Annotated in this window: 24 protein-coding genes; 12 read left to right on the top strand and 12 right to left on the bottom strand. The window is 65.1% G+C overall.

Features of this window, described 5'->3' with window-relative positions; all coding sequences use genetic code 11:
* Nucleotides 1-7: 7 nt before the first annotated feature.
* From dnaQ to U1708_RS09215, 6 genes are all read left to right on the top strand, one after another.
* A complete protein-coding gene (gene dnaQ, locus U1708_RS09240) occupies nucleotides 8-700 on the top strand; it encodes a DNA polymerase III subunit epsilon (RefSeq protein WP_332744921.1) in 693 nt (230 codons plus the stop codon).
* Nucleotides 701-760: 60 nt separating this feature from the next.
* Nucleotides 761-1,372, top strand: a complete 612-nt coding sequence (hpf, locus tag U1708_RS09235) for a ribosome hibernation-promoting factor, HPF/YfiA family (RefSeq protein WP_332744919.1) — start codon at nucleotides 761-763, stop codon at nucleotides 1,370-1,372.
* 101 nt (nucleotides 1,373-1,473) lie between these two features.
* A complete protein-coding gene (locus U1708_RS09230) occupies nucleotides 1,474-1,941 on the top strand; it encodes a PTS sugar transporter subunit IIA (protein ID WP_332744917.1) in 468 nt (155 codons plus the stop codon).
* 131 nt (nucleotides 1,942-2,072) lie between these two features.
* Nucleotides 2,073-2,540 carry a PaaI family thioesterase gene (locus U1708_RS09225; RefSeq protein ID WP_332744915.1) on the top strand — a complete coding sequence of 156 codons (468 nt, stop codon included), beginning with the start codon at nucleotides 2,073-2,075 and terminating at the stop codon, nucleotides 2,538-2,540.
* Nucleotides 2,537-2,863, top strand: coding sequence for a DUF1491 family protein (locus U1708_RS09220; RefSeq protein ID WP_332744913.1), 327 nt, complete (start codon nucleotides 2,537-2,539; stop codon nucleotides 2,861-2,863). The genes U1708_RS09225 and U1708_RS09220 overlap by 4 nt, the downstream gene beginning before the upstream one ends.
* A gap of 188 nt (nucleotides 2,864-3,051) precedes the next feature.
* Nucleotides 3,052-3,651, top strand: coding sequence for a cell wall hydrolase (locus U1708_RS09215; protein WP_332744911.1), 600 nt, complete (start codon nucleotides 3,052-3,054; stop codon nucleotides 3,649-3,651).
* Nucleotides 3,652-3,730: 79 nt separating this feature from the next.
* Here U1708_RS09215 and U1708_RS09210 read toward each other — a convergent pair whose 3' ends face one another.
* The 4 genes from U1708_RS09210 to recQ form a co-directional block, all read right to left on the bottom strand.
* On the bottom strand, nucleotides 3,731-5,587 hold the full coding sequence (locus U1708_RS09210; protein ID WP_332744909.1) for an AsmA family protein: 1,857 nt from the start codon (nucleotides 5,585-5,587) through the stop codon (nucleotides 3,731-3,733).
* Nucleotides 5,588-5,672: 85 nt separating this feature from the next.
* On the bottom strand, nucleotides 5,673-6,083 hold the full coding sequence (locus U1708_RS09205; RefSeq protein ID WP_332744907.1) for a hypothetical protein: 411 nt from the start codon (nucleotides 6,081-6,083) through the stop codon (nucleotides 5,673-5,675).
* Nucleotides 6,080-6,508: a protein tyrosine phosphatase family protein gene (locus tag U1708_RS09200; protein ID WP_332744905.1), complete on the bottom strand. Its 429-nt coding sequence runs from the start codon at nucleotides 6,506-6,508 to the stop codon at nucleotides 6,080-6,082. Before U1708_RS09200 ends, U1708_RS09205 begins: the two co-directional genes overlap by 4 nt.
* Nucleotides 6,505-8,274, bottom strand: a complete 1,770-nt coding sequence (gene recQ / locus U1708_RS09195; RefSeq protein WP_332744904.1) for a DNA helicase RecQ — start codon at nucleotides 8,272-8,274, stop codon at nucleotides 6,505-6,507. The genes U1708_RS09200 and recQ overlap by 4 nt, the downstream gene beginning before the upstream one ends.
* Nucleotides 8,275-8,443: 169 nt before the next feature.
* Between recQ and U1708_RS09190 the strand changes: the two genes are divergently transcribed.
* Nucleotides 8,444-9,517, top strand: coding sequence for a type I restriction endonuclease (locus U1708_RS09190; RefSeq protein WP_332744902.1), 1,074 nt, complete (start codon nucleotides 8,444-8,446; stop codon nucleotides 9,515-9,517).
* A gap of 443 nt (nucleotides 9,518-9,960) precedes the next feature.
* On the opposite strand, the gene U1708_RS09185 is transcribed toward U1708_RS09190, so the two are convergent.
* Complete coding sequence (locus U1708_RS09185) at nucleotides 9,961-11,790, bottom strand: ABCB family ABC transporter ATP-binding protein/permease (RefSeq protein WP_332744900.1); 1,830 nt, start codon at nucleotides 11,788-11,790, stop codon at nucleotides 9,961-9,963.
* Between the two features lie 133 nt (nucleotides 11,791-11,923).
* Between U1708_RS09185 and U1708_RS09180 the strand changes: the two genes are divergently transcribed.
* Nucleotides 11,924-12,154, top strand: coding sequence for a hypothetical protein (locus U1708_RS09180; RefSeq protein ID WP_332744898.1), 231 nt, complete (start codon nucleotides 11,924-11,926; stop codon nucleotides 12,152-12,154).
* A 118-nt stretch (nucleotides 12,155-12,272) separates the two neighbouring features.
* Here the strand turns inward: U1708_RS09180 and U1708_RS09175 are convergent, their stop codons facing one another.
* From U1708_RS09175 to crtY, 5 genes are all read right to left on the bottom strand, one after another.
* Nucleotides 12,273-13,223, bottom strand: coding sequence for a phytoene/squalene synthase family protein (locus U1708_RS09175; protein WP_332744896.1), 951 nt, complete (start codon nucleotides 13,221-13,223; stop codon nucleotides 12,273-12,275).
* Between the two features lie 169 nt (nucleotides 13,224-13,392).
* On the bottom strand, nucleotides 13,393-13,974 hold the full coding sequence (locus tag U1708_RS09170) for an LOG family protein (RefSeq protein WP_332744895.1): 582 nt from the start codon (nucleotides 13,972-13,974) through the stop codon (nucleotides 13,393-13,395).
* Between the two features lie 89 nt (nucleotides 13,975-14,063).
* On the bottom strand, nucleotides 14,064-14,336 hold the full coding sequence (locus U1708_RS09165; protein WP_332744894.1) for a hypothetical protein: 273 nt from the start codon (nucleotides 14,334-14,336) through the stop codon (nucleotides 14,064-14,066).
* A 279-nt stretch (nucleotides 14,337-14,615) separates the two neighbouring features.
* Complete coding sequence (locus U1708_RS09160; RefSeq protein ID WP_332744893.1) at nucleotides 14,616-16,094, bottom strand: phytoene desaturase; 1,479 nt, start codon at nucleotides 16,092-16,094, stop codon at nucleotides 14,616-14,618.
* Nucleotides 16,091-17,257, bottom strand: a complete 1,167-nt coding sequence (gene crtY / locus U1708_RS09155) for a lycopene beta-cyclase CrtY (RefSeq protein WP_332744892.1) — start codon at nucleotides 17,255-17,257, stop codon at nucleotides 16,091-16,093. The genes U1708_RS09160 and crtY overlap by 4 nt, the downstream gene beginning before the upstream one ends.
* A gap of 616 nt (nucleotides 17,258-17,873) precedes the next feature.
* Between crtY and U1708_RS09150 the strand changes: the two genes are divergently transcribed.
* Nucleotides 17,874-18,422, top strand: a complete 549-nt coding sequence (locus U1708_RS09150) for a GNAT family N-acetyltransferase (RefSeq protein ID WP_332744890.1) — start codon at nucleotides 17,874-17,876, stop codon at nucleotides 18,420-18,422.
* On the opposite strand, the gene U1708_RS09145 is transcribed toward U1708_RS09150, so the two are convergent.
* Nucleotides 18,406-18,588, bottom strand: a complete 183-nt coding sequence (locus U1708_RS09145; RefSeq protein ID WP_332744888.1) for a hypothetical protein — start codon at nucleotides 18,586-18,588, stop codon at nucleotides 18,406-18,408. The genes U1708_RS09150 and U1708_RS09145 overlap by 17 nt on opposite strands.
* A 124-nt stretch (nucleotides 18,589-18,712) precedes the next feature.
* Complete coding sequence (locus U1708_RS09140; RefSeq protein ID WP_332744886.1) at nucleotides 18,713-20,686, bottom strand: glycoside hydrolase family 127 protein; 1,974 nt, start codon at nucleotides 20,684-20,686, stop codon at nucleotides 18,713-18,715.
* A gap of 162 nt (nucleotides 20,687-20,848) precedes the next feature.
* Between U1708_RS09140 and U1708_RS09135 the strand changes: the two genes are divergently transcribed.
* The 3 genes from U1708_RS09135 (at nucleotide 20,849) to U1708_RS09125 (ending at nucleotide 22,960) form a co-directional block, all read left to right on the top strand.
* Nucleotides 20,849-21,673, top strand: coding sequence for a sterol desaturase family protein (locus tag U1708_RS09135; protein WP_307087875.1), 825 nt, complete (start codon nucleotides 20,849-20,851; stop codon nucleotides 21,671-21,673).
* The gene (locus U1708_RS09130; RefSeq protein ID WP_332744883.1) at nucleotides 21,612-22,028 is read left to right on the top strand and encodes a DUF2141 domain-containing protein; all 417 of its coding nucleotides are present in this window, start codon (nucleotides 21,612-21,614) and stop codon (nucleotides 22,026-22,028) included. The genes U1708_RS09135 and U1708_RS09130 overlap by 62 nt, the downstream gene beginning before the upstream one ends.
* Before the next feature lie 68 nt (nucleotides 22,029-22,096).
* Entirely contained in the window at nucleotides 22,097-22,960 is an 864-nt protein-coding gene (locus tag U1708_RS09125; RefSeq protein ID WP_332744881.1) for a MipA/OmpV family protein, read from the top strand.
* Nucleotides 22,961-22,990 lie beyond the last annotated feature (30 nt).

Raw genomic sequence — 22,990 nt, 5'->3', positions numbered from 1 at the left:
CATCACGATGCGTGAGATCGTCTTCGATACCGAAACCACCGGCCTAAGTTTTTCCGGGGGCGACCGCATGGTCGAAATCGGCTGCGTCGAGATGGTCAACCGGGTCGAAACCGGTCGTACCTTCCACGCCTATTACCATCCCGAACGCGACATGCCGGTCGAGGCGTTCAACGTTCACGGCCTCAGCCAACAGTTCCTGTCCGACAAGCCCAGATTCGCCGACGCCGTCGAGGATCTGCTGGACTTCGTCGGCGATGCGCCGATGATCGCGCACAATGCCGGCTTCGACTTCTCGTTCCTGAACGGCGAGCTGACGAAATGCGGCCGCCAGATCATCCACATGAAGCGGATGGTCGACACGCTGCAGATCGCGCGCAGCCGTCATCCGGGCGCCAAGCATTCGCTCGATGCGCTCTGCTCGCGCTTCGGGATCGATCGCAGCCACCGTGTGCTCCACGGCGCGCTGCTCGACGCCCAGTTGCTCGCGCAGGTCTATGTCGAGCTGATGGGCGGTCGCCAGATCGGCCTTGGCCTGCTCAGTGACCCCGGCAGCAGCGCATCGACTCCGATCGTCGCACGGGCGCCTCGTGTCGTTCGTCCGCCGCGTGTTTTCGCGGTGAGCGAGGGAGACCTTGCGGCGCATGCGGCGTTTATGAAGGGGATCAAGGATCCGATTTGGGGGGCCGTGGCGTCCGGATGACGCTGGCAGGGTGGAGCCAACAGGACCGCCCGAGACTGTAACGCCGACAAGGAGACGACAATGGATATCCGGATTTCTGGTCACCAGGTTGACACTGGCGAAGCACTCAACAGCCACGTGGAAGACCGACTCCAGGGTATCGCCGACAAGTATTTCTCGCGCGCCATTTCGGCGGAAGTGACGTTCGGCAAGGGGCCGCACGATGCAGGCTTCAAATGCGATATCGTCTCGCACGTGATGAAGGGCCTCGTGCTCAAGGGGCATGGCGACGCGTATGACGCTCGCGCCGCGTTCGACGCTGCCGCGGCCAAGATCGAAACCCAGCTCCGCCGCTACATGCGCCGCCTTAAGGATCGCCACGCCGGCGAAGCGGTCGCGATGGCCGAGAGCAACGGCTATGATAATGCCGGCTACACCCTGTTCCAGGAGAGCGTCGAGGAGGACGATGTTGCGGATGCACCGCTGATCATCGCCGAAACCCGCGTCGACATTCCAGAGGCCAGCGTATCCGACGCGGTGATGATGCTCGATCTGCGTAACACCGCTGCATTGCTGTTCAAGAATGCAGGCACCGGCGCGCATAACATGGTCTACAAGCGCGGCGACGGCACGATCGGTTGGGTCGAGCCACAGCGGGCCGCTTCGACTGGCGCGGCCTCCCCTCCTCAGTAATAAGGGTCCATAAAGGCGCTGGTCTCTCGGCCGCGCCTTTACGCCCCCGCGCAACCCGCTAAGGCGGACGCGCGCGGGGGCGCTTGAGACACATGAAGACCATGACCGATTTCAGTGATTTGTTGCGTCCCGACGCGGTGCAGACGGGCGTCATCGCTACTAACAAGAAGGCGGTGTTCCAGCATCTCGCCACGGTTGCGTCGGACCTGATCGACGCCGACCCCAAGTTGATTGCAGACCGCCTCGCCGCGCGTGAGAAGCTCGGCTCGACCGGGTTCGGCGGCGGCGTCGCGATTCCCCATGCCAAGCTCGAAGGCCTTGCTCAGGTGACGGGCGTCTTCGCGCGGCTTGCGCAGCCGGTGGACTTCCAGGCGGTCGACGACCTGCCCGTCGATCTCGTCTTCATGCTGCTTTCCCCCACCGATGCCGGCGCGGTCCACCTGAAGGCACTCGCCCGCGTCTCGCGCCGACTGCGCGACAAGGCGTTCCTGGAGAAACTGCGCGGCGGCGGATCCCCCGACGCAGTCTACGCGCTGTTCACCGCCGACGAGGTCCGCGATGCAGCATGATCCCCGCGCCGTCCCCGCGTCCGTCATCCTGACGAAAGTCAGGACCCAGGGTAACCAACGGCTGCCCTTCGTGGCTCCGGGTCCTGACTTTCGTTGGGATGACGGAGTGGGCGTATTCGGGCGGCGCCGGCATGTCTGACACCCCCAACACAGCAGGCGCAGACGCACACTTCCGCGCTCTCGAGTCCCTCTACGCCCAGGCCCCGATTAACCGCTTCTTCGACTCCTCGCTGGAAATCCCCGAAGCCGGCGTCGCGCGCATTCATTTCACGATCGACGAACGCCATTATCATGCCGGCGGCGCGGCGCACGGCACGAGCTATTTCAAGATGCTCGACGATGCCGCCTTCTACGCCTGCAACAGCCTGGTCACCGACCGTTTCCTGCTCACCACCGCGTTCAACCTGCTGCTCACGCGCCCGCTGAAGGTCGGCCCCGTCATCGCCGAGGGACGCTGGATCAGCGGCAAGCGACGTGTATTCGTTGCAGACGCGCGCCTGATCGACGCCGACGGCGAAGAAGCTGCACGCGGCACCGGTACCTTCATGCGCTCGCGGATCGCGCTCGCGGGTCTCCTAGGATACCGCAGCGCAGCATGAGCGGCCGTCTGCCCAGCGGAATCCTAGTCAGCGCCTTGCTGCGGCGCGTCAACGACGCTGGAGGCTTCGGCGCGGTGATGGCGAAAGGCGATCCGCAAGGCGGCGCCATCCTGGTCATCGCAGTCGACAAAGGCGCCCCTCCCCGCTTGCTGGAGCGCGGCATCGGACCCGACGGACGAACCGCCCTGATCGACTCCACCCCGCTCGAGGATCTCGACGGGTATTGGCGTCGCCGCCGCGCGCGCGACCCTGATATGTGGGTGATCGAGGTGGACATCGCAGCGGCGGAACGGTTCGCCGCTGAAACGATCCTCGACGATTGACTCGAAAGCCCCCCCAATAGAGGGGGATTGCATCATTGATTGGCGTTGTGTCGATGCGGGTGCGATCCGGATCGATTACGCAGTCGGGGGGATGCTCGGGCGATCGTCTTTGACGAACGAACCGCGGTCCAACCGCACCTGAATAAGTTTGAATGACGATTCTTCAGCGGGCTGCAACGATCGCAGTCATGACGTTCTCCCTCGCCGGCCTGCTCGGCAACAGCGCTCCGGGTCAGGCTACTGGCATCGATCGCTCGACTACCAATCTTACCGCTCTCGCAAATCTAAACGCGCTTTCCCCGCAGAATGTTCCGCAGATTGCTCCCGCCGCAACCACCGTTGCAGCCGTCGAGCCGATCGCTCCTGCCGAGGAAGAAGAATTCGACACGCTCGCCCAGGCCGTTGCCGCGCAGGATAGCGCCGCCGCCGACGACGCGCTCCAGTGCCTTGCCGGTGCTATCTATTTTGAATCCAAGGGTGAGCCTCTGACCGGTCAGCTCGCAGTCGCCGAAGTCATCATCAACCGCGCCAAGTCGGGTCGTTTCCCCGCCGACGTCTGTGCCGTCGTCAAGCAGCGCGGCCAGTTCAGCTTTGTCCGCGGTGGCCAGATCCCCAACATCAACGCCGGCACCGCGTATCGTACCGCGATCGCAGTCGCCAAGGTCGCCCTCGCCGACGCGTGGAACAGCCCGGCCGACAAGGCGCTCTACTTCAACACCCCAGATCGCCGCCCGTCGGTCCGTGCGATCAAGGTCGCCTCGATCGGCAACCACATCTTCTACCGCTGATATTCTCGCGATATCGCTGACATTCAGCCCCGTCCCGCACCCCGCGGGGCGGGGCTTTCTGTATCTGACGATGTCTCGCCTATCGCAGGACCCGCGCCGCCAACCCCGCGCAATCCGCATCGCTGGCCGTCGGGCCCTGTTTCCCGGTGATCGCTCGCCCGATCGCCTTGAAGATATTCCCCACCGATTTGACCTCTGGCGGGATCGTCACATGCGGCTGCTGGATCGTGCCCGTCATGTACGCCGATCCCGGCAGTTGCAGCAGCGCATGCTGCTTCGGCGCGCCACTCAGCCGGATGTCGATCGCTTCGGCGGGAAACACGACGCTCCCCTGCCCGTGCAACTGGCTGGCGGTGGTATCGACGATCATCGGATCGACCCGCCCTCGCCCACGAGTCACGTCGAGCTTGACCACCACGCAGCGTAGTCCCGCCCGTTCCCCGTCCTTCGCCAACAGCGCACGCGCCGCATCGAATCCCAGTGCCGCGGCGATTCCCTGCGGCAATTGCCCGTCCCGCGCGACGAACCCGATGCTGCCATCGGCGTTCCCGACCGCCGCCCGGATCGTCTCGCCCGGTCCTTTCAGCCGCACCCGCGCACTCACATTCCCGCTAAAGTCGCCGCGCCCACCCGCCAGCGCCTGCACGCTGCTGCCGCGCAACCGCAGGTCGATCGCGACGGTCGGCGTCTTGCGATTGCCCCTCTGGTCGACGGTCACTTTGCCGGAAACGGTCCCCTGCGGCAGCCTTGCGACCAGCCGGTCGAGCGTCAGCAACTGGTGATCGATCGCGATCCGTCCCTTGGCGGACACGATCGGCGACTTACCCTGCGCAGCGACGATATGCTGGATGCGGAACCCGAACGCCGCGTCTGTGGTGTCGATCTTGCCGATGTCGATCCGCGTATTCGGCACCAGTCTCGGCCCGATCGCGCGTTCCAGCGCGGCGCCCTTCGCCTGCGCCTCGTCCGACGACAGATCCGCGAAGTCGAACTGGCGCGATACGATATCGCCGTTCACCTTGCTGCGGCCGTCGCGCTTGTCGACCGTGACGTATCCGGCAAAATCGGACCGCCCGACCACGCCCTTCAACTGCGTGATCGCCCACTTCGGCGAATCGTGGCGGACGTGGGCACTGAACGACACCGGCTGCGTCCGGAACAGCCCCGCCTCGATCACCGCATCGATCAGCTTCAAGTCGGTCGCCCGCGCCGTCACATCCAGCGTCATCGCATCGGTATCGAGCGGCCGATCCATCAGCCCCTTCGCCGAGATCGACAGTTGATCCCCGTCGATCGACGCGGTGAACGGCCACGGCTTGCCCAGCGATTTCTCGATCGAAGGCCCAGCAACCGCGATCCGCACCGCCGCGCCCCGCACGGTGCCGGTACCATTCGCACGGATGCCCGCAACCGGATCGGACGAGAACCGGGCGGTGATCTGCCGCCCCTGCTTGGCATCGCGGTACAAGATAACGCTGTCGCGAATGACGAGGCCCTGCAGGTCGTTCGAACTGCCGCCCCCCTTGGCCTCGCCCGGACGATCCCAGTTGGTCCGCCCCTGCTTGTCGCGCACCAGCGCCAGGTACAGCCCGGACGCCTTCACGTCGCGCGGACCGAACCCGCCCTTCAACAGCGACAGCGCGGAGAAGGTCGCCTCAGCCTCGCGCAATCGTACGAAATTGCCGCTTCCGGCCCATGTCGCTTGCGGGATACGGACCTGCGTGATGCGGATCGTCGGCGAGAAGCCGAACCCGTCGACCCGCTCGATCCCGCCGATCGTCACAGGCCGACCAAAGCGCGCGGTCAGTTGCCGTTCGATCACGCCCTTCAACGATCCCCAGGGGAACATTGCGAGCCCGACCAGGCTCAACGCGACCACGGCCACGACGACGATGCCGGAGACTCGCACCCAGCGCTTAGCAAACCATGTTCTCATCTAGTGCGGCGACGCGTCGAGGCACGAAAACGTTCCGCAAGCGTCAGGACCGCTGCCGCAGGATTACCGCGGCGTCAGCGGATGGTCAGACCCGTACACTCTTCGGCGCCAACCTGCGGATGTCGAGGACATCGACCTGCGCGAGCATAACCGCCCCCAGCGCCTTGTCCCCGGTCTCCACCAGGATGCCCTCATGCGTCGCCCGCACCGTGCGCCACGATACTTCGCGTACCGCCAGATGCTTGCCGATCCGCTTGATTGCCGCGACGCGTCCGTCGTCCGCGATCGCCAGTGCACCCTGGCCATCCGCACCGACCACAGCCCCCGCCACCGCAAACCCGCGTAGCTGCGCCTGCGCCGCATCCGCCGCCTCTTCCGGAGTCTCGATCTTCACGACCCGCCGCATCCGCAAGACGACCCAGCCCAGACCGGCGAACAGCACGACAACGACCGCGACGATGCCGCCGACGATGCCGCCGACGATCGCAGGCGTCATCGCGGCCCTGCGAGCGCGTCCAGCATCGGTCGAATTCCGCGCAGGTCATACCCGGCGTCCTCGGCCTGCGCGAGCAGCAGGTTCGGGTTCCGCCCCGCCTTCGCCGCCGCCAGCGCCCACAAATTGCAGCTCCGCGTCCCCGACCGACAATACGCCAACACCGGCCCGTCCGCATCGACCAAAGCCTGAGTCATCGCGTCGATCTGCGGATGCGAAAAGCCCGCATGTGTCACCGGAATCGAGACGTACTTGAGCCCAGCTGCTTCCGCCGCGGCGCGGATTGCGTCGCCAGAAGGCTGCCCCGCATCCTCGTCGTCCGGCCGGTTGTTGACGATCGTCTTGAACCCCGCCGCCGCGATCTCCGCGACGTGCTCGACGCCGATCTGCGGCGCGACCGAAATACTTTCGTTGATGTGCCGTATCATGCGGACTCGCGGATCACCTGGAGGAAGGCATCCCCATAGGCGTCGAGTTTCCGCGCGCCAATGCCTGAAAGCACCGCGAGCGCCGCCCGCGACGCCGGCCGCTGCGCCGCCATGTCACGCAGCACTGAATCGTGGAAGATCACATACGGCGGAACGCCCGCCTCCTTCGCCAGATCGCGCCGCCGCACCCGCAGCGCCTCGAACAGCGGATCGTCGACCGGGTTCGGCACGGCGCCCGGCGCAGCCTTGCGCCGCCGCTCGCGCTTCGGCGGCACGACGATGGACACCGTCGCCTCGCCCTTCAGGATAGCCTTGGCCGCCGGCCCGAATTCGAGGCCCCCATGCGGATTGGTGCGCAGCGCATCCTTCAGCATCAGCGCGCGCGACACGGGCTTCAGCAACGCGACCTCGTCGCCATCGACGATCCCGTACACCGACAGCGCCTCATGTCCGTTCATCAGGCTCCGCTCCGACGACACCCCCGTCAGGATGCCTTCGATATAGCCGACCCCGAACATCTGCCCGGTCCGAAACACCGCCGATAGGAATTTCCGCGCGGTCTCGGTCGCATCCACCGCGTCGACATTGCCGAGGCAATTGTCGCAATTCCCGCAATCCTCCTGCCGGTCCTCGCCGAAATGCTTGAGCAGGATCCGCCGCCGACACCCGGCGGTTTCGACCAGCCCGCCCATCGCGGTCAGCCGCTGGCGTTCCCCCGCCTGCCGCTCGGGCTCGACCTCGCCGATCCGTTGCCGCGCACGCGCGAAATCCTCCGCGCCCCAGAACAGGTGCGCGATCGCCGGATCGCCGTCACGCCCCGCGCGCCCGGTTTCCTGATAATAGGCCTCGATCGATTTCGGCAGCCCGGCATGGCACACGAACCGCACGTCCGGCTTGTCGATCCCCATCCCGAACGCGACCGTGGCGCAGATCACCATGTCCTCGCTCGCGACGAAATCCGCCTGGTTCTTCGCGCGCACCTGCGGATCGAGCCCGGCATGATACGCCCGCGTCGGCCGCCCGCTCCGCCCCAGCGCCTCCGCCAGCTTCTCGGTAGCCGCGCGCGTCTGCGCATAGACGATCCCCGGCCCCGGGATCTTCTCCAGGATATCCGCGATCTGCCGGTTGACGTTGTCGCGCCCCGAAATCGCATAGCGGATGTTCGGCCGGTCGAACCCCGACACGATCAGCCCCTCGCGGGAGATCCCCAGCTGCTCGAGGATATCCGCCCGCGTATGCGCGTCCGCGGTCGCGGTCAGCGCGAGGCGCGGCACTTCCGGAAAGCTGTCGAGCAAAGGCCGCAGCAACCGGTAGTCCGGCCGGAAATCATGCCCCCACTCACTGACGCAATGCGCCTCGTCGATCGCGAACAGACTGAGCTTGGCCTGGCTGAGCAGGTTCCTGAAACTCTCGTTCGAAGCCCGCTCCGGCGCGACATACAGCAGGTCCAGATCGCCAGCCCGGAACCGTGCGATCGTCTCCTCACGGTTCGTATCGACGCTCGTCAAAGTCGCCGCCTTGATCCCAACCGCGGTAGCGGCCCGCAGCTGGTCGTGCATCAACGCGATCAGCGGCGACACGACCACGCACGTCCCTTCCAGCATCGTCGCCGGCAACTGATAACACAGCGACTTCCCCGCCCCCGTCGGCATCACCGCCAGCGTCCGCTGGCCCGCAAGCACCCGGTCGACGACATCGCGCTGCACGCCACGAAAATCAGGAAAGCCAAAGATGCGCTGGAGATCGGGAAGGGGGTCGAGTGCCATCGCCCCGGACCTAGGGTTCGATCGCGCCTGCCGCAATGCGTGATCCGCGATCGCTCCCGATCGGGATGCCGCGACGACTAGATCGAAATCGGGGCAAGTTGTTTCGCCACCGTCATGGACCGACACGACTTCCCTGCGCATCCTCTGCCGTTCACCTGGGGGGAAGCACATGGAACTGAGCATCAGGCTGGCGGAGCTACAGAAGCGCACGATCGAACATCGCGAGGTGCTGCTGACGGAAGAAGCGGCGAAGACCGCGCTCGTCATGCCGTTCCTCCAGTCGCTCGGCTACGACGTCTTCAACCCATCCGAAGTCGTACCCGAATTTACCGCCGACGTCGGCACCAAGAAGGGCGAGAAGGTCGACTATGCGATCTGCGCGGGCGGAAAAGTGTCGATCCTGATCGAGTGCAAGCCGTCCTCGGTCCAGCTCAACGTCAACCACGCGGGGCAATTGTTCCGCTATTTCAGCGTCACCGACGCGCGTCTCGCGGTGCTCACCAACGGCGTCGTCTACCAATTCTATTCGGATATCGAGCGCCCGAACAAGATGGACAACAAGCCGTTCTTCACCTTCACGATGGACGCGATCAAGCCCGCCGACATCCGCACGCTCGAGAAATTCACCAAGGCGGCGTTCGACATCGACAAGATCGTCCAGGAGGCGGGCAACCTCAAGACGCAGTCGCTGATCCGCCTCGAACTGGAAAAGGAGTTCGCCGAACCCTCCGACGAGTTCGTCCGGATGATGGCGCAGCGCGTTCACGGCGGGCGCCTGACCCCCGCGATCAAGGACGGTTTCGCCAAGCTTCTCGCGCCCGCGATCGCCGCCCTGATCCGCGATTTCGTAAACGAGCGCCTGTCGTCCGCGCTGAAGGCTTCGAGCCCGGTCGAGGACCTGCCGCTAGGCGCCGACGACGACCCCTCCGACGGCGACGGCATCGTCACAACGCAGGAGGAGATTTCCGGCTTCCACATCATCCAGGCGATCGCCTCACGCTTGGTCGACCCGAAACGCGTGATCGTCCGCGACGCGAAATCCTATTGCGCGATCCTGCTCGACGACAACAACCGCAAGACCATCGCGCGGATGCACTTCAACGGCATCACCACCAAATATCTCGGCATGTTCGCCGGCAAGGACGAGACCCGGCATCTGCTATCCGACCTGACGCACATCTACCAATATTCGGAGGCGATCGAGGCAAGGTTGCGCGAACTGGACCCATCGATCCCGGCATAGTGGCGCCGCCCGGTGCCCCCTCTCCTTCCGTTCCCCCGCGAAAGCGGGAGCTCAGGACAAGCAGCGGCACCGCTCGTGATTCCTGTCCCCCCGAGTTCGCGAGGGAACAGAGGCGTTAGCCTTCAGGGCTCCACCCCGGCGAAGGCCGGGGCCCAATTGGAAAAGTGGCAATAACGACGCGCCACCATCCGTCAGCAACGCACCCCAATTGGGCCCCGGCCTCCGCCGGGGTGATAGCGGGGGACGTAAGAGCCCCAGAGACCGTCGCCAACCCTGTTTCCCCGCGAAGGCGGGGATCCAGACTGGGCTCCCGCCTTCGCGGGAGAACAAGGAAGGAGGAGCTGCCGTTCGAATTTGGTGGCCATTACTTGCTCTACAAAATGACCACTGAACCCGTCCGACGGGGCGGGCGCGCGCTGATGACCGCGATGGCTACGCGCACCCTACTCCGCCGCCAACGCCCCATCATGATCCCCAGCCCGCTCCTGCGCCTGCCGGTTCCACATCTCCGCATACACGCCGCCCTGCCGCAGCAGCTCGCCATGCGTGCCCTTCTCGACGATCCGCCCCGCCTCCAGCACGACGATCTGATCCGCATGCACCACGGTCGACAGCCGGTGCGCGATTACGATCGTCGTCCGCCCGCGCTCGATCGCCTCGAGGGTATCGAGAATCTCCGCCTCGGTTCGGCTATCCAGCGCCGAGGTAGCCTCGTCCAGGATCAAAATCGGCGGGTTCTTGAGCAAAGTCCGCGCGATCGCCACGCGCTGTTTCTCGCCGCCCGACAGCTTCAACCCGCGTTCGCCCACGCGTGTCGCATACCCCAAAGGCTGGCGCTCGATGAACCCCGCGATCGCCGCACCCCTCGCCGCCGCCTCGACCTCGGGCATCTCGGCCCCCTCGCGGCCATAGGCGATATTATACCCGATCGTGTCGTTGAACAGCACCGTATCCTGCGGCACGATGCCTATGGCCGCCCGCAACGAAGCCTGCCGCACCTGCGCGATATCCTGCCCGTCGACGGTGATCCGGCCGCCCGTGAGGTCGTAAAACCGGTACAGCAACCGCGCGAGCGTCGACTTGCCGGCGCCCGACGGCCCGACCACCGCAAGCGTAGATCCCGCCGGCACATCCAGCTCCAGATCACGCAAAATTGGCCGCCCGGCGTCATACCCGAACGACACCCCCTCGAACCGCACATGCCCCGCGCTCACCGCCAGCGCAGGCGCACCCGGCGCATCCACCACGCTCGCCGGCGTATCGATCAGGTCAAACATCGCCGCCATGTCGAGCGCACCCTGACGGATCGTGCGATACACCATCCCCAACAGGTCGAGCGGCCGGAACAGCTGCGCCAGCAGCGTCGACACAAACACCACGTCGCCGGCCGATGCCTCGCCCCGGCTCCACCGCCACACGACGAACCCCATGCCGCCCGCCAGCATCACATTCGTGATCAGCGCCTGCCCAAGGTTCAGCCACGCGAGCGAATTCTCGCTCTTAACCGCCGCCTCCGAATACGCCGTAATTGCCTGGTCGTACCGCCTCGCCTCGCGCTCCTCCGCGCCGAAATACTTGACCGTCTCGAAGTTCAGCAGCGAATCCACCGCATGCGCGACCGCCCCGGTATCCAAGTCGTTCATCCGCGCGCGCAGAGCATTGCGCCAGTCGGTCACCATCCGCGTGAACGCGATATAGCCGACCACCATCACCACCGTCGCGACGACCAGCGGCCAGCCGAACTTGGTCCAGAACAGCCCGAGCACCAGCACCAGTTCGAACACGGTGGGAGCGATGTTGAACAGCAGGAAATACAGCATCGTGTCGATGCTCTTGGTCCCGCGCTCGACCACCTTGGTGACCGCTCCCGTTCGCCGCGACAGATGGAAATCGAGGCTCAGTGCATGCAGGTGCCGAAACACCTGCGCCGCCAGCCGCCGCGATGCATCCTGCCCGACGCGCTCGAACACCGCATTGCGCAGGTTGTCGAACAGCGTCGTCCCGAATCGCGACGCGGCGTACCCGACCACCAGCAGCACGACCAAGGTCAGCGCCCCGCGATCGTTCCCCGCCATCCGGTCGACCGCGTATTTCAACGTGAACGCCGCGCCAAATACCTGGATCAGCTTCGACGCGATCACGAGTAGCATCGCGACGACGATCCGCGCCTTCAGCTTCGGCTGCCCCGCTGGCCACAGGAACGGCAGGAAGCGGCGAAGCGTCGGCAGCAACGGCTGGTCCGCGCGGGTGGAGGTGTAGGTATCAGGGGGCATGGATCGATGCGATGTAGGCGCAGTCAAGCCCCGGCGAAAGCAGTTGGGGGAACAATCCTGCCACTTCGTCGCTTTAATTACCGTGTCCGACGCCGGGCGCAACGCCTGCCACCGCGATCCACTGGAGAATGAAATGGAACCGCTGTTCTACGTCATGGCCATCATGGGCTGCGGTGACAGCAATGTGAACTGCACCGAGGCGCGGGTCATCCCGGCACGCTACGAGACGATGGCGCAATGCCGTGCGGCGCTCCCCAACCAGTTGGCGCAAAACACCGATGTTCCGTACCCGATGATCGGCGCCAACTGCCGTGCTCAGGGCCAGTTGATGGCGAAGGCCGGCAAGGCAAAGCCGCAGGGCTAAACCTTATCGGTTCCTGCAACGTGCAGGCACCACACTCCCGTTCGTCCTGAGCGAAGTCGAAGCATTTGAGTCTCATGGCCTTCGACTTCGCTCAGGACGAACGGATAGGAGCGAATAATCAAACCCTAGGTCGTGTCCACAGTTGCGCATCCCTCGCAGCACGAGGATATAGCTTCTCCCGCTGGGCTGCTTCCCGCGCCGCCGTCACGATAAACCCCAGCTTCTGCATCCCCGAGGTCGTCACCCGGTGGTCCCAAGCATGCTCCCCCCGGGCAGCAACGGTCCGCCCGATCGCTCCATAGATTCCCGCCGCCGACAGCACCGCCCAGGCCGACCGGAACGACAACGCCGGAGTCCCCTCCCGCGCGCTGGCCTCGAACGCCGCAGCCCGATCCGCCATCCGCTTCGTCAACACCGCCAGCCGAGACCGAAACGGAGGCTTCATGTGCTGCCCCGGCGGAAAGTCCATCTCGACCAGCCAGTCCTCGGGCAGGTAACAGCGCCCGACCCGGTCATCCTCCTCGACATCCCGCGCGATATTGGCGAGCTGGAACGCCATCCCCAGGTCGCACGCACGGTCGAGCGTGTCCTCGTCCTCGGGATCGACGCCCATCGCGATCGCCATCATGCACCCGACGACGCCCGCGACATGGTAGCAATATTTGTAGAGATCGGCCTCAGATCGTGGCCGCCACTCACGCGCATCCAGCGCGAACCCCTCGATAAGATCGCGCGCAAACCGCTTCGGCAGCCGGGTCTCTGCCGCGAAGATCCGCAATGCATCGAACGCCGGCTCGCCGACGACTTCGCCCGCAAGTGCCTGCTCGGTCATCGCCGACAGCGCGACCAGTCGGGCAGGCGCGTCCTCGACCAATGTCATCCCGTGACCGTGGTCCTGCCCATCCGCGATATCGTCGCACCGCCGGCACCACGCATACAACAACCAAGCCCGCTCCCGCGTAGGCTTGTCGAACAACAGGCTCGCCACCGCAAAACTCTTCGACCCGCGCGAGATCGATTCGTGTGCAGTAGCTACGATCGCCTCGCGGGAGGGGAGCGCGGAGGTCATGCCGCCATCCCACGCGCTACCACCATTACAGGCACCACCCCGGCGAAGGCCGGGGCCCAATTGGAAAGGTTGGAGTAACGACGCGCAACGCAAACCAATTCATGTTTCCCAATTGGGCCCCGGCCTCCGCCGGGGTGGAGCGGGGTCTCGACGTACGATTCAACGACGTTCACAAATCCGACGCGTTCATCCGCACGATCGGCTGCGTCGGCACATGCTCCCCCATCCGGTCGAGCAGCACGTCCAGCGTATCCGCCACGATCAGCAGATCCCGGTGCTGCGGCCGCAAAAACCCGACCTCGCCCATCTTCTCCCAGAACGCGATCAGGTGATCGTAATAGCCTGCGGTATTCAGCAACCCCACCGGATCCGCGTGATACCCAAGCTGCGCCCAGCTCAACGCCTCCCACAGCTCGTCCATCGTCCCCGTGCCGCCCGGAATCGTCACGAACCCGTCGGAAAGATCGGTAAACATCTGCTTCCGCTGATGCATGCCCTGTACGACATGCAACTCGGTAAGCCCCCGATGCGCGACCTCCGCATCGACCAGCGCCTGCGGAATGACGCCGATCACCTCGCCGCCGCCCGCAAGCGCGCCATCCGCGATCGCGCCCATCAGCCCGGTCCGCCCACCGCCATAAACGAGGCCAATCCCCCGCTCGGCAAAAGCCAGCCCCAGCGCCCGAGCGCCCTCTATATAGGTAGGATCAGCCGGCGTCGCCGACCCGCAATACACAGCAAGACGTTTCATGCCGCCTCGCTACGAGATGCGGGCGCACGCCACAAGCCGTGGAAACGAGACCGACCGCGCGAACACGATCGGTCCCGCGCTTCAATTGCTTAGCACTGATCGCGGCAGTAGCTGCCGGCCTCCTTCGCGATCGCGATGCATATGCTTCGGCCGAACGGAAGCTTCTTGCATTCGCTGATCGCAGCGGACTGCGCGACGTCGCAGGCGATCTCGCATACGCTTCCGCCTTGTACGATCGCAGTGCCACCCTCGGCAGGCTCGATGGTCTGTCCCGCGAAATTCGTATCGATGATACCAGCGATCTGAGTTTGCTGTTCAGCACTCAGCGCCATCCATTCTTTCTTGCTCGCCTTGATCGACATATCGGCATCCTTTTTCCGCCGAGCGGGTCGGATCGGCGAACCATTGGATGTCGCTCGATCCGTTGCTCGAAAAGGACGCTAAGGGTTCGCGTAACGACGCATATCGGGGATCCGTCCGTTTCGGCGTCGTATCAGCGCACGAGCCGAATTTCCGCTCTACCGATACGGTCGATTGCCTCCATTTCGGACGCAGCGCTCGCGCCTTTTACTCTCGTGCCGCAACCGGGCGGACCGCGGCGCCTCGTGAGCCGCCGCAGTCCGCCCCTGCTCGAACGAACCTTACTTCTCGCCTTCCAGCATCAACCGAGCGGTAGCCTTCGCACTCCCGACAACCCCAGGAATCCCAGCACCCGGATGAGTCCCGGCCCCCACGAAGTACAAATTCGGAATATGCTCGTCGCGATTATGCACCCGGAAATACGCACTCTGCGTCAACACCGGCTCCAGCGAAAACGCCGACCCAAGATGCGCATTCAGATCCTGCGCGAAATCCTTCGGCGCGTACGAGAATTTCGTCACGATCCGCTCGTGGATATCCGGGATCAACCGCCGCCCGATCTCGTCGAGGATGCGCTTCTCTAGAATCGGCGCGATCTCGTCCCAGTCCACAGGGAATTTTCCCATGTGCGGCACCGGCGCCAACGCATAGAAGGTCGAATGCCCCTCCGGCGCCAGCGACGGATCGGTCACGGTCGGATGATGCAGGTACAGCGAGAAGTCCTCGCTCAGCACGCCGTGATCGTAAATGTCCTCGAGCAGCCCCTTGTAGCGCGGCCCGAACAGAATCATGTGGTGCGGGATACCCGGCCACGTGCCCTTGATCCCGAAATGCACCACGAACAGCGACGGCGAATATTTTTTCCGCTCGAGCGACCCGGTTTTCCGCTTCGCACTCCGCGACGTCGCCAGCAGGTCGCGATACGTGTGCATGATGTCGCTGTTCGCCGCCACCGCATCCGCCTGACCCGACCACCCGCTCGCGGTCGTCACGCCCGTAGCGCGGTCGCCCAGAGTCTCGATCGACGTCACCGGATCGTCGAGCCGCAACACGCCGCCCAGACGCTCGAACTGAGTCACCAGCGCCGCCACCAGCCGGTTGGTCCCGCCGCGCGCGAACCACACCCCGCCGTCGCGCTCCAGCTTGTGGATCAACGCATAGATCGCGCTCGTCGTCATCGGATTGCCGCCGACCAGCAGCGTGTGGAAGCTCAACGCCTCGCGCAGCTTCTCCGATTTCACGAAGCTCGACACGATCGAATAGACCGACCGCCAGGCCTGGTATTTCGCCAGCGCCGGCGCCGCCTTGATCATCGACCCGAAGTCGAGAAACGCGACGTGCCCCAGCTTCTCATAGCCTTCGTGGAACACGCCGGCCGAATATTGCAGGAACTTCTCGTACCCTGCCCAGTCGCCGGGATGCAGCTTCTCGATCTCGGCGCGCATCTGCACGTCGTCGTTGGTATAGTCGAAATTCGTCCCGTCGGGCCAGTTCAGCCGGTAGAACGGCAGCACCGGATCGAGCGTCACGTCCTCGCTCATGTCGCGCCCGCTCAGCGCCCACAATTCGCGCAGGCAATCCGGATCGGTGATGACCGTCGGGCCCGCATCGAACGTGAACCCGTCACGCTCCCAATAATAGCCCCGCCCACCCGGCTTGTCGCGGCTTTCGACGATCGTCGTCTGCACGCCCGCGGATTGCAGCCGGATCGCGAGCGCCAGCCCGCCGAAACCTGCGCCGATGACTATTGCGGTCTTCATGATGACATACTGCCTGCGATGGCGCGGACGGCGCGCACGATGGGAACGGGGGGCTTGCCGGTCAGGACCCGCGCCTTGTCGGAGAGGGTCGAGCGTCCGGCGTAGAAACGGCCTATCAGCGATGGTGACAGGCGGTAGAAGCGCTCGAGGATACGGTAGCGTTCCTCCGGCTCGGCGGCGCGGAACAACATCGTGTCGAGCATCCGGTAGAATCCGCGGCTTTTCCACGTCGCCCGCGCCATGGCGTGGGTCGCATCGTGGAGTTTCGCGCCCGAGAAATCGTTCAGGTCCGCCAGCATCGACGCGGTTCGCACCGCATCGGGCAGCGAATAGCCGGTCGTCGGGTGGAACATCCCCGCACGCATCCCGGCCTTGGCGACATGCGCGCCACCCGACCGCCAATAGGCCTCGAAATCACCGCCCATCGCGACCGGCAGTACCCCCGATTCCTCACGCTCGACGCTCGCCACGGACCAACCACGCCCGGCAACATATTCGTCGATCCGCGCGCCCAGCACGGGAATATCGAGATCGGGCGTGTCGCTATAATAGGTGTCCTCGACGAACATCCGCTCGGCGCCGAACGGCAGGCAGTAGACGAACCGATACCCGTCGATCTGCGGAATGGTGGCATCCATCACCATCGGCCGCGGGCTCGCGTGCGGCACGCTCAACGCAAGCTCGCGCCCGAGAAACTTCTGCCACGCGAGATCGAGCAACGACAGGTCGCCCGGCCCGCGCGCGTCGATCACGCCGGTCGCCTCGATCCGGTCGCCATCCGCCAGCACCACCGCCGTCGCGCTCGCGCCAGACACCTTCCGCCCGAGCATCAGCGCATGCGGCGGCAGCACGCGGCGCACCTCGCGGTCGAGCTTGCTGCTTTCGATCGAAAAATAGGTCGCGTCGATCGTCCGCTCATGCGCTGGAAAGCGCACGTCGTACCCCTGCCACGAATGCACCACGAGCGGCGCGACGATCCAGCGATCCGCTTGCGCCACGTCGCTGCCGAAGAACGACCAGAGATGATTGCCGCCGACCACCGGCGCGGCGTCGATCAGCCGCACGTCCAGCGTCGGGTGCCTGGCCTTGAGCGCCAGCGCGATCATCCCGCCGGCCAAACCCGCGCCAACGATCGCAACGTCGCAGGAGATCGTCGATGCCATGCCTCGGACTAGCGCAAACCGAGAGCCTCGAAAACAACCTTTGCAAAGCAATCGCCTGAGAAGGCAACCTGCGTTGCCGGAGGGCACGCCTACCAATCCTCCCCCGCAAGGGAGAGGTGGCTGGTCCTCGCCAGACGGGGGGGGGAGAACGCCTGCTCCGTGCCCGCCTCTCCGTCACCGTCAGCGACACCTCCCACTGGCGGGGAGGATCGCAACCTCAGCGTCTGCTCCGTCCGAAGGAGGAAGGTCGAACCTGCTCCCCTCCCTTCCAGGGAGGGGAGCAGGGCTGGCTCCCCAACGATCCTCCCATCAGGGAAAGGTGGCTGGCCCTCGCCAGACGGAGGGAGGAGGAAAGCGATAACGCCTGCTCCGTATCCATCACCGCCGTCACCGTCGGCGACACCTCCTCTGCAGGGCGAATTACAGCCGTCCGTTATCGCTGCGGGAAGCGGAAAGCCGAACCTACTCCCCTCCCTGAAAGGGAGGGGCTGGGGGTGGGTCGGCTTCCGCACATTCGAACGCAAGTGGCTCAATCCGGCCAACGCCCCCCCTTCCGCCGAGGCAGAAACTCCGCGCCGGATACCCCTCCACCAGAATCGCCCTTAGACAGCACGCCATGCCCCAGCCGACATCCGCCCCCACGCTGACCACCGCACGCCTCACGCTCACCGGCCACGTCGCCACCGACCTCGAAGACTGCGCCGCGATGTGGACCGACCCGCGCGTCTACACGATGATCGGCGGCCAGCCGCGATCGCGCGAGGACGTGTGGATCCGCCTGCTCCGCTCGGTCGGCCAATGGACGCTCTTCGGCTATGGCAGCTGGGTCGCGCGCGACACCGCCACCGGTCACTTGATCGGCGAACTCGGCCTGATCGAGGCTCGCAGAGCCATCATGCCATCGATCGACGCGACACCCGAAGTCGGCTGGGCTCTCAACGGCGATTCGCAGGGTCACGGTTACGCCAGCGAAGCCCTCGCCGCGATCCTCGCCTGGACCGACGCACGGATCCCCAGGACGACCTGCATCATAGATCCTGCGAACGCCCCCTCGATCCGTCTCGCGGACCGACTCGGCTATCGCTTGCGCACCACGGGTACCTACCGCGACGCGCCGATCCTGATCTTCGACCGAGTCGCGCCCGTCGCTATTTCTGCGCGGTGACGACCGGTTTCTGCAACGACGCGGCCGGTCCGGGATCGCCCGCCCGGTCGTAGAACGCCATCAACAACAGTCCCACGGCCAAAATCCCGCCGGTGATCGCGTAGATCAGCCCCTTATGGTCCCCGCTCGTACCAGTATTTCCGCGCGCGGCGCTGTGGTCAGCCATGCATCACTCTCCGAATGGCAGGTCATCCTGCTCTGGAAGGGAGGCTATCACGTTTCGCCGCACTGCATAGAGGCTATTGCAACCGCACGGAATTCGCCGCGAATACGCAGATTGTCCGGCCGGCTCAGGTCGAGGCCGGCGCGATCGGCCAGTATGTCGCATACCGCTCATGCGCGACCCGGAAATACGGCACCATCCGCACCGGCTGCCGGTCCGCCGCGAGGATCGTGAACTCCAGCGGGCGGTCCCCCTTGCGCATGTCCTGCGCGATCGTCTCGGGATCGCCCGCCAGCGTCGGCGGCGTGAACGGCGCCGCGTTATACTCGCCATATTTGCGCTCGTTGACGATGATGTCCGATCCCGGCGCCAACCCTTCGCGCCCGAAGCTGCCTGCCATGACCAGCGGCCCATAGGTAAAGGCGACGATATCCGGCGCGGCCGGCGATCGCTCGACCCCGGCGCGCATATCCAGCCGCAGTTCCACCGTGTCGCCGTCGCGCCACCCGCGCGCCAGCTCCAGATACCGCCCCGGATTGGTCGACCGCATCGCCTCGACCCCGTTCACCAGCACCACTGCGCTACGGCTCCACCCCGGATGGCGCAGCTTCAGCGTCAGGTCGGTCGGCCGCTTCAGCGTCCAGCGCATCGTCGTCGTCGCGGCATCGGGGAACGCCGTCACCTGCGTCAGCACCGCATCCTTGTCCTTCCAGCGCACCGCCGAAGGCACGAACAGGTTCACGTACAGCGCGCGGTCGTCGTGGAAATAGATCGAGTCGCGATATTTGACGTGGTTCTCCATCCCCGTGCCGGTGCAGCACCAGAACGAGTTCTCCGGCGTGTGATACAGCTTCATGTATCCCGGCCGCGCACCCTGGAAGTACGTCGCCATGCCGCTGTCCGGGTCCTGCGACGCGAGGATCCCGTTATACAGCGTCCGCTCGTAGTAATCGGCGTAGCCCGCTTGCGGATCGTGCAGGAACAGCGCGCGCGTCAGCTTCAGCATGTTGTGCTGGCAACACGTCTCCGATCCCTTCGGCGACAGGACGTGCTCGGCGAAATCGGCCACCGGAAAGAAATGCTCGTTGTCGCCGTGCCCGCCGGTCGCGAACGACCGCGTCAGCGCCACCGTCTTCCAGAAGAATTCGGACGCATCGCGGTATTCCGGCTTGCCCGTCACCTCCCAGACCCGCTGGAAGCCGATGATCTTCGGCACCTGCGTATTGGCATGGAGCCCGTCGAGATGGTCGCGGCTTTTCGCGAGCGGCGCGAGGATCGCCTTGTGTGAGAACCGCTCTGCCATCGTGCGATAGTCGGCGGTCCCGGTCATCGTGTAGAGGTCGGCGAACACCTCGTTCATGCCGCCATGCTCGGTATCCAGCATGGTCTCGAACTGCGCATCGCTCAGCGGCCGGCTCGCGACCACCGCCCAGTCGGCCAGCCGCAGCAGCACCGCGCGCGACGTGTCGCTGTCCGCCAGCAATGTCGCATCGCGCAGGCCCGCATACACCTTGTGCAACGTGTACCAGGGCACGCCGGTGATCTTTTCGCCGCGCAGATGCGCCGCCACCAGTGCCGGCCCGTCCGGGAACGCACAGACCAGCCCGCTCCCCGACGCCGTCTGGCACGCCGCCAACTCACGCGCGATATGGTCGATCCGCGCCTTGAACCGCCGGTCGCCAGTCGATCGATACGCCAGCGCACACGCCGACAGGTAATGCCCCAGCGTATGGCCGTGGCAGTTGATATCCGCCCACAGCGGATCCGATTCCCAGCCGCCGTAAACCGGCGCCTTCGCCGCCAGGCCGGCATTGACGCGGAAATTGTGGAGCATCCGGTCGGGCTGCAGCGCGAGCAGATACGCCTCGGTCTTGCGCTGCGCATGCAGGAACGGCCCCTCGCCCAGCGTGACGTCCGCCAAGTCGAACGCCCGCAATCTCGCGGTCGGCAACGTCGTCGGCTGCGGCGCCTGCGGACCTTGCGGTACGAATGCAAATGCCGCGTGCGGGCCCATCGCGAACGAACTCGCCAGCAACGCGCCGGTCCCCACGCCAGTCAGGAAACGCCTGCGGGAAGGGCCGGTGCAGCATGGTTCGGACATTAAGCATCCTCTACTTCGTAATTTTATTTGTCTGAGTAGCAGAAGGATTCGGCAGACGAAAGCGCCGCGACGAACGCCGTATCTGGGCGCGGCATTCTAGCCGAGGCATTATCGCCCCGTTCCCCATTACCCCGCGCTGCAAACGTCTGTATAAGCGCCTCTATGTGGCTCGCCATTCTGCTCTCAGCTACCGCGATGACCGTGATCGTCGGGGTGCGCTATCTGATCGTCTCTGGGGCGTTCGCCGCTGCGACGCGCGCCCGCCATCCGGGGCTCTACACCGGTCTAGACACGCAGATGCGGCGCGAGATCCTGTGGAGCGTCGCATCGGCCGCGATCTACGGCGTCCCGGCGGGGATCGTCGCCTGGGGCTGGGACAATCGTGGCTGGACCCTGGTCTATACCGACGTCCACGCCTATCCTCTCTGGTACCTGCCCGTCTCGGTGCTGCTGTTCCTGTTCGCGCACGACACCTGGTTCTACTGGACGCATCGCTGGATGCATCGGCCGAAGCCGTTCAAGCTAGCGCACGCGCTCCATCATGCCAGCCGCCCACCGACCGCATGGGCGGCGATGGCGTTTCACCCGATCGAGGCGATCACCGGCGCTGTGGTAATTCCGCTACTGGTGTTCCTGATTCCGATCCATGTCGGCGCACTGGGTTTGGTCCTGACGATCATGACGGTTATGGGAGTGACCAACCACATGGGGTGGGAGATTTTCCCTAGGTTCATGTGGCGGGGAGCATTGGGGGGATGGCTGATAACGGCCAGCCATCATCAACGTCATCATGAACAATACGGATGCAATTATGGGCTATATTTCCGCGTCTGGGATCGGCTCTGCGGCACCGACAACGGGCTTGGCGACTTCGCCAAGGCGCACGCGAAAGCGCATGCCCGGCATGGCGCGAAAATCGCGTCTGGTGACGGCCGGCGTCATGGCATGGGCGATGCTGGCGGCGGCGGCGCCGGTCACGCGGCTTGACGTAGAGGTCGGCAACGTCCGGTCGGCAAAGGGCATGATCCGGATCTGCCTGACCGCGGATCCCGCCAACTTCCCCGCCTGCGTCGACGACGCCAACGCGCTCACTCGGTCGATCCCCGCGAGCGTACGCACGACCAGTTTCCCCGGCCTGCCGCAGCGCGGCTATGCGCTCGCGATCATCCACGACGAGAACAGCAACGCAAAGCTGGATACGTTCGCCGGCATCCCGCGCGAGGGCTATGGCTTTTCGCGCGATGCGGCCGTCCGGTTCGGTCCGCCGCGCTTTTCGGCGGCCCGGTTCATGCTCGCCGGTGATGCCGAAATACAACAAGTGAAAATGCGTTACATCTTCTGACCGATCGTAACGGACCGAAAAGGGTCGTACGGCGTTGCGCGATGGAACCTTTTCTCCGTAGCATTTCCTTGCGCGCATTCACTCTCTTCACGTCTGCCGCAATCGCGGTGCTCGCGACCGCCACGCCAGCCTTCGCCCAGACGGACCCGAACCCGTCGCCGCCGATCACCGACCCGCGCGACAACAACCGCGTCACGGTCGCGCTCGGCGTGGTGTCGATGCCCGATTACGAAGGCGCCGACAGCAATTCCTTCACCCCTGCCGGCGCCTTTGTCGGCACGGTCCGCGGCCACGACTTCTTCCTCCGCGGCACGCAACTCTATTTCAACCTGATCCCGAACACGGGCGGAGTCGGCACCAGCTACGAAGTCGGCGTCATCGGCGGGGTCCGTCGCGATCGCACCGGGGATATCGACAACCGCCAGGTCCGCGCGCTCGGCAAGATCGACACCGCGTTCGAACTCGGCGGCTATGTCGGCGTCGCCCGGACCGGCGTCATCACCAGCGACTACGACACGCTCACCGCGCGCGTCGCCTATGTCCACGACGTTTCGGGCACCTACGACAGCTACGTCGTCACGCCGCAGGTGAACTACACCACGCCGCTGTCGGTGCGTACGCTCGTCTCGCTCGGCGTGTCGGCGGATTACGTTGGCAAGGGCTTCGGCCGCACCTATTCCGCGGTGACGCCCATCGGTACGCTCGCCAGCGGCCTGCGCACCTACGACGTCAATGACAGTGGCTTCCGCCGCGTCAACGCGTCGCTGTTCGTGGTGCAGAGCCTGTCGGGCGATCTCCGCCACGGCTTCGGCGTCGGCGCAGGCGTGCTCTACGGCCGCATGCTCGGTAAGTACAAGGACAGCCCGATCGTCGCCGACGTCGGCGATGCCGACCAGTGGCTCGGCGCAGTAGGCCTGACCTACACCTTCTAATCCAAGCCCGGCCTGGCCGGTCCGGGGCAA

Source organism: Sphingomonas arabinosi, from assembly GCF_036663715.1.
In the GTDB taxonomy this organism is placed as follows: domain Bacteria; phylum Pseudomonadota; class Alphaproteobacteria; order Sphingomonadales; family Sphingomonadaceae; genus Sphingomonas.
Note: the sequence above shows the minus strand (reverse complement) of the source record. Positions and strands in the feature narration are given on the sequence as shown.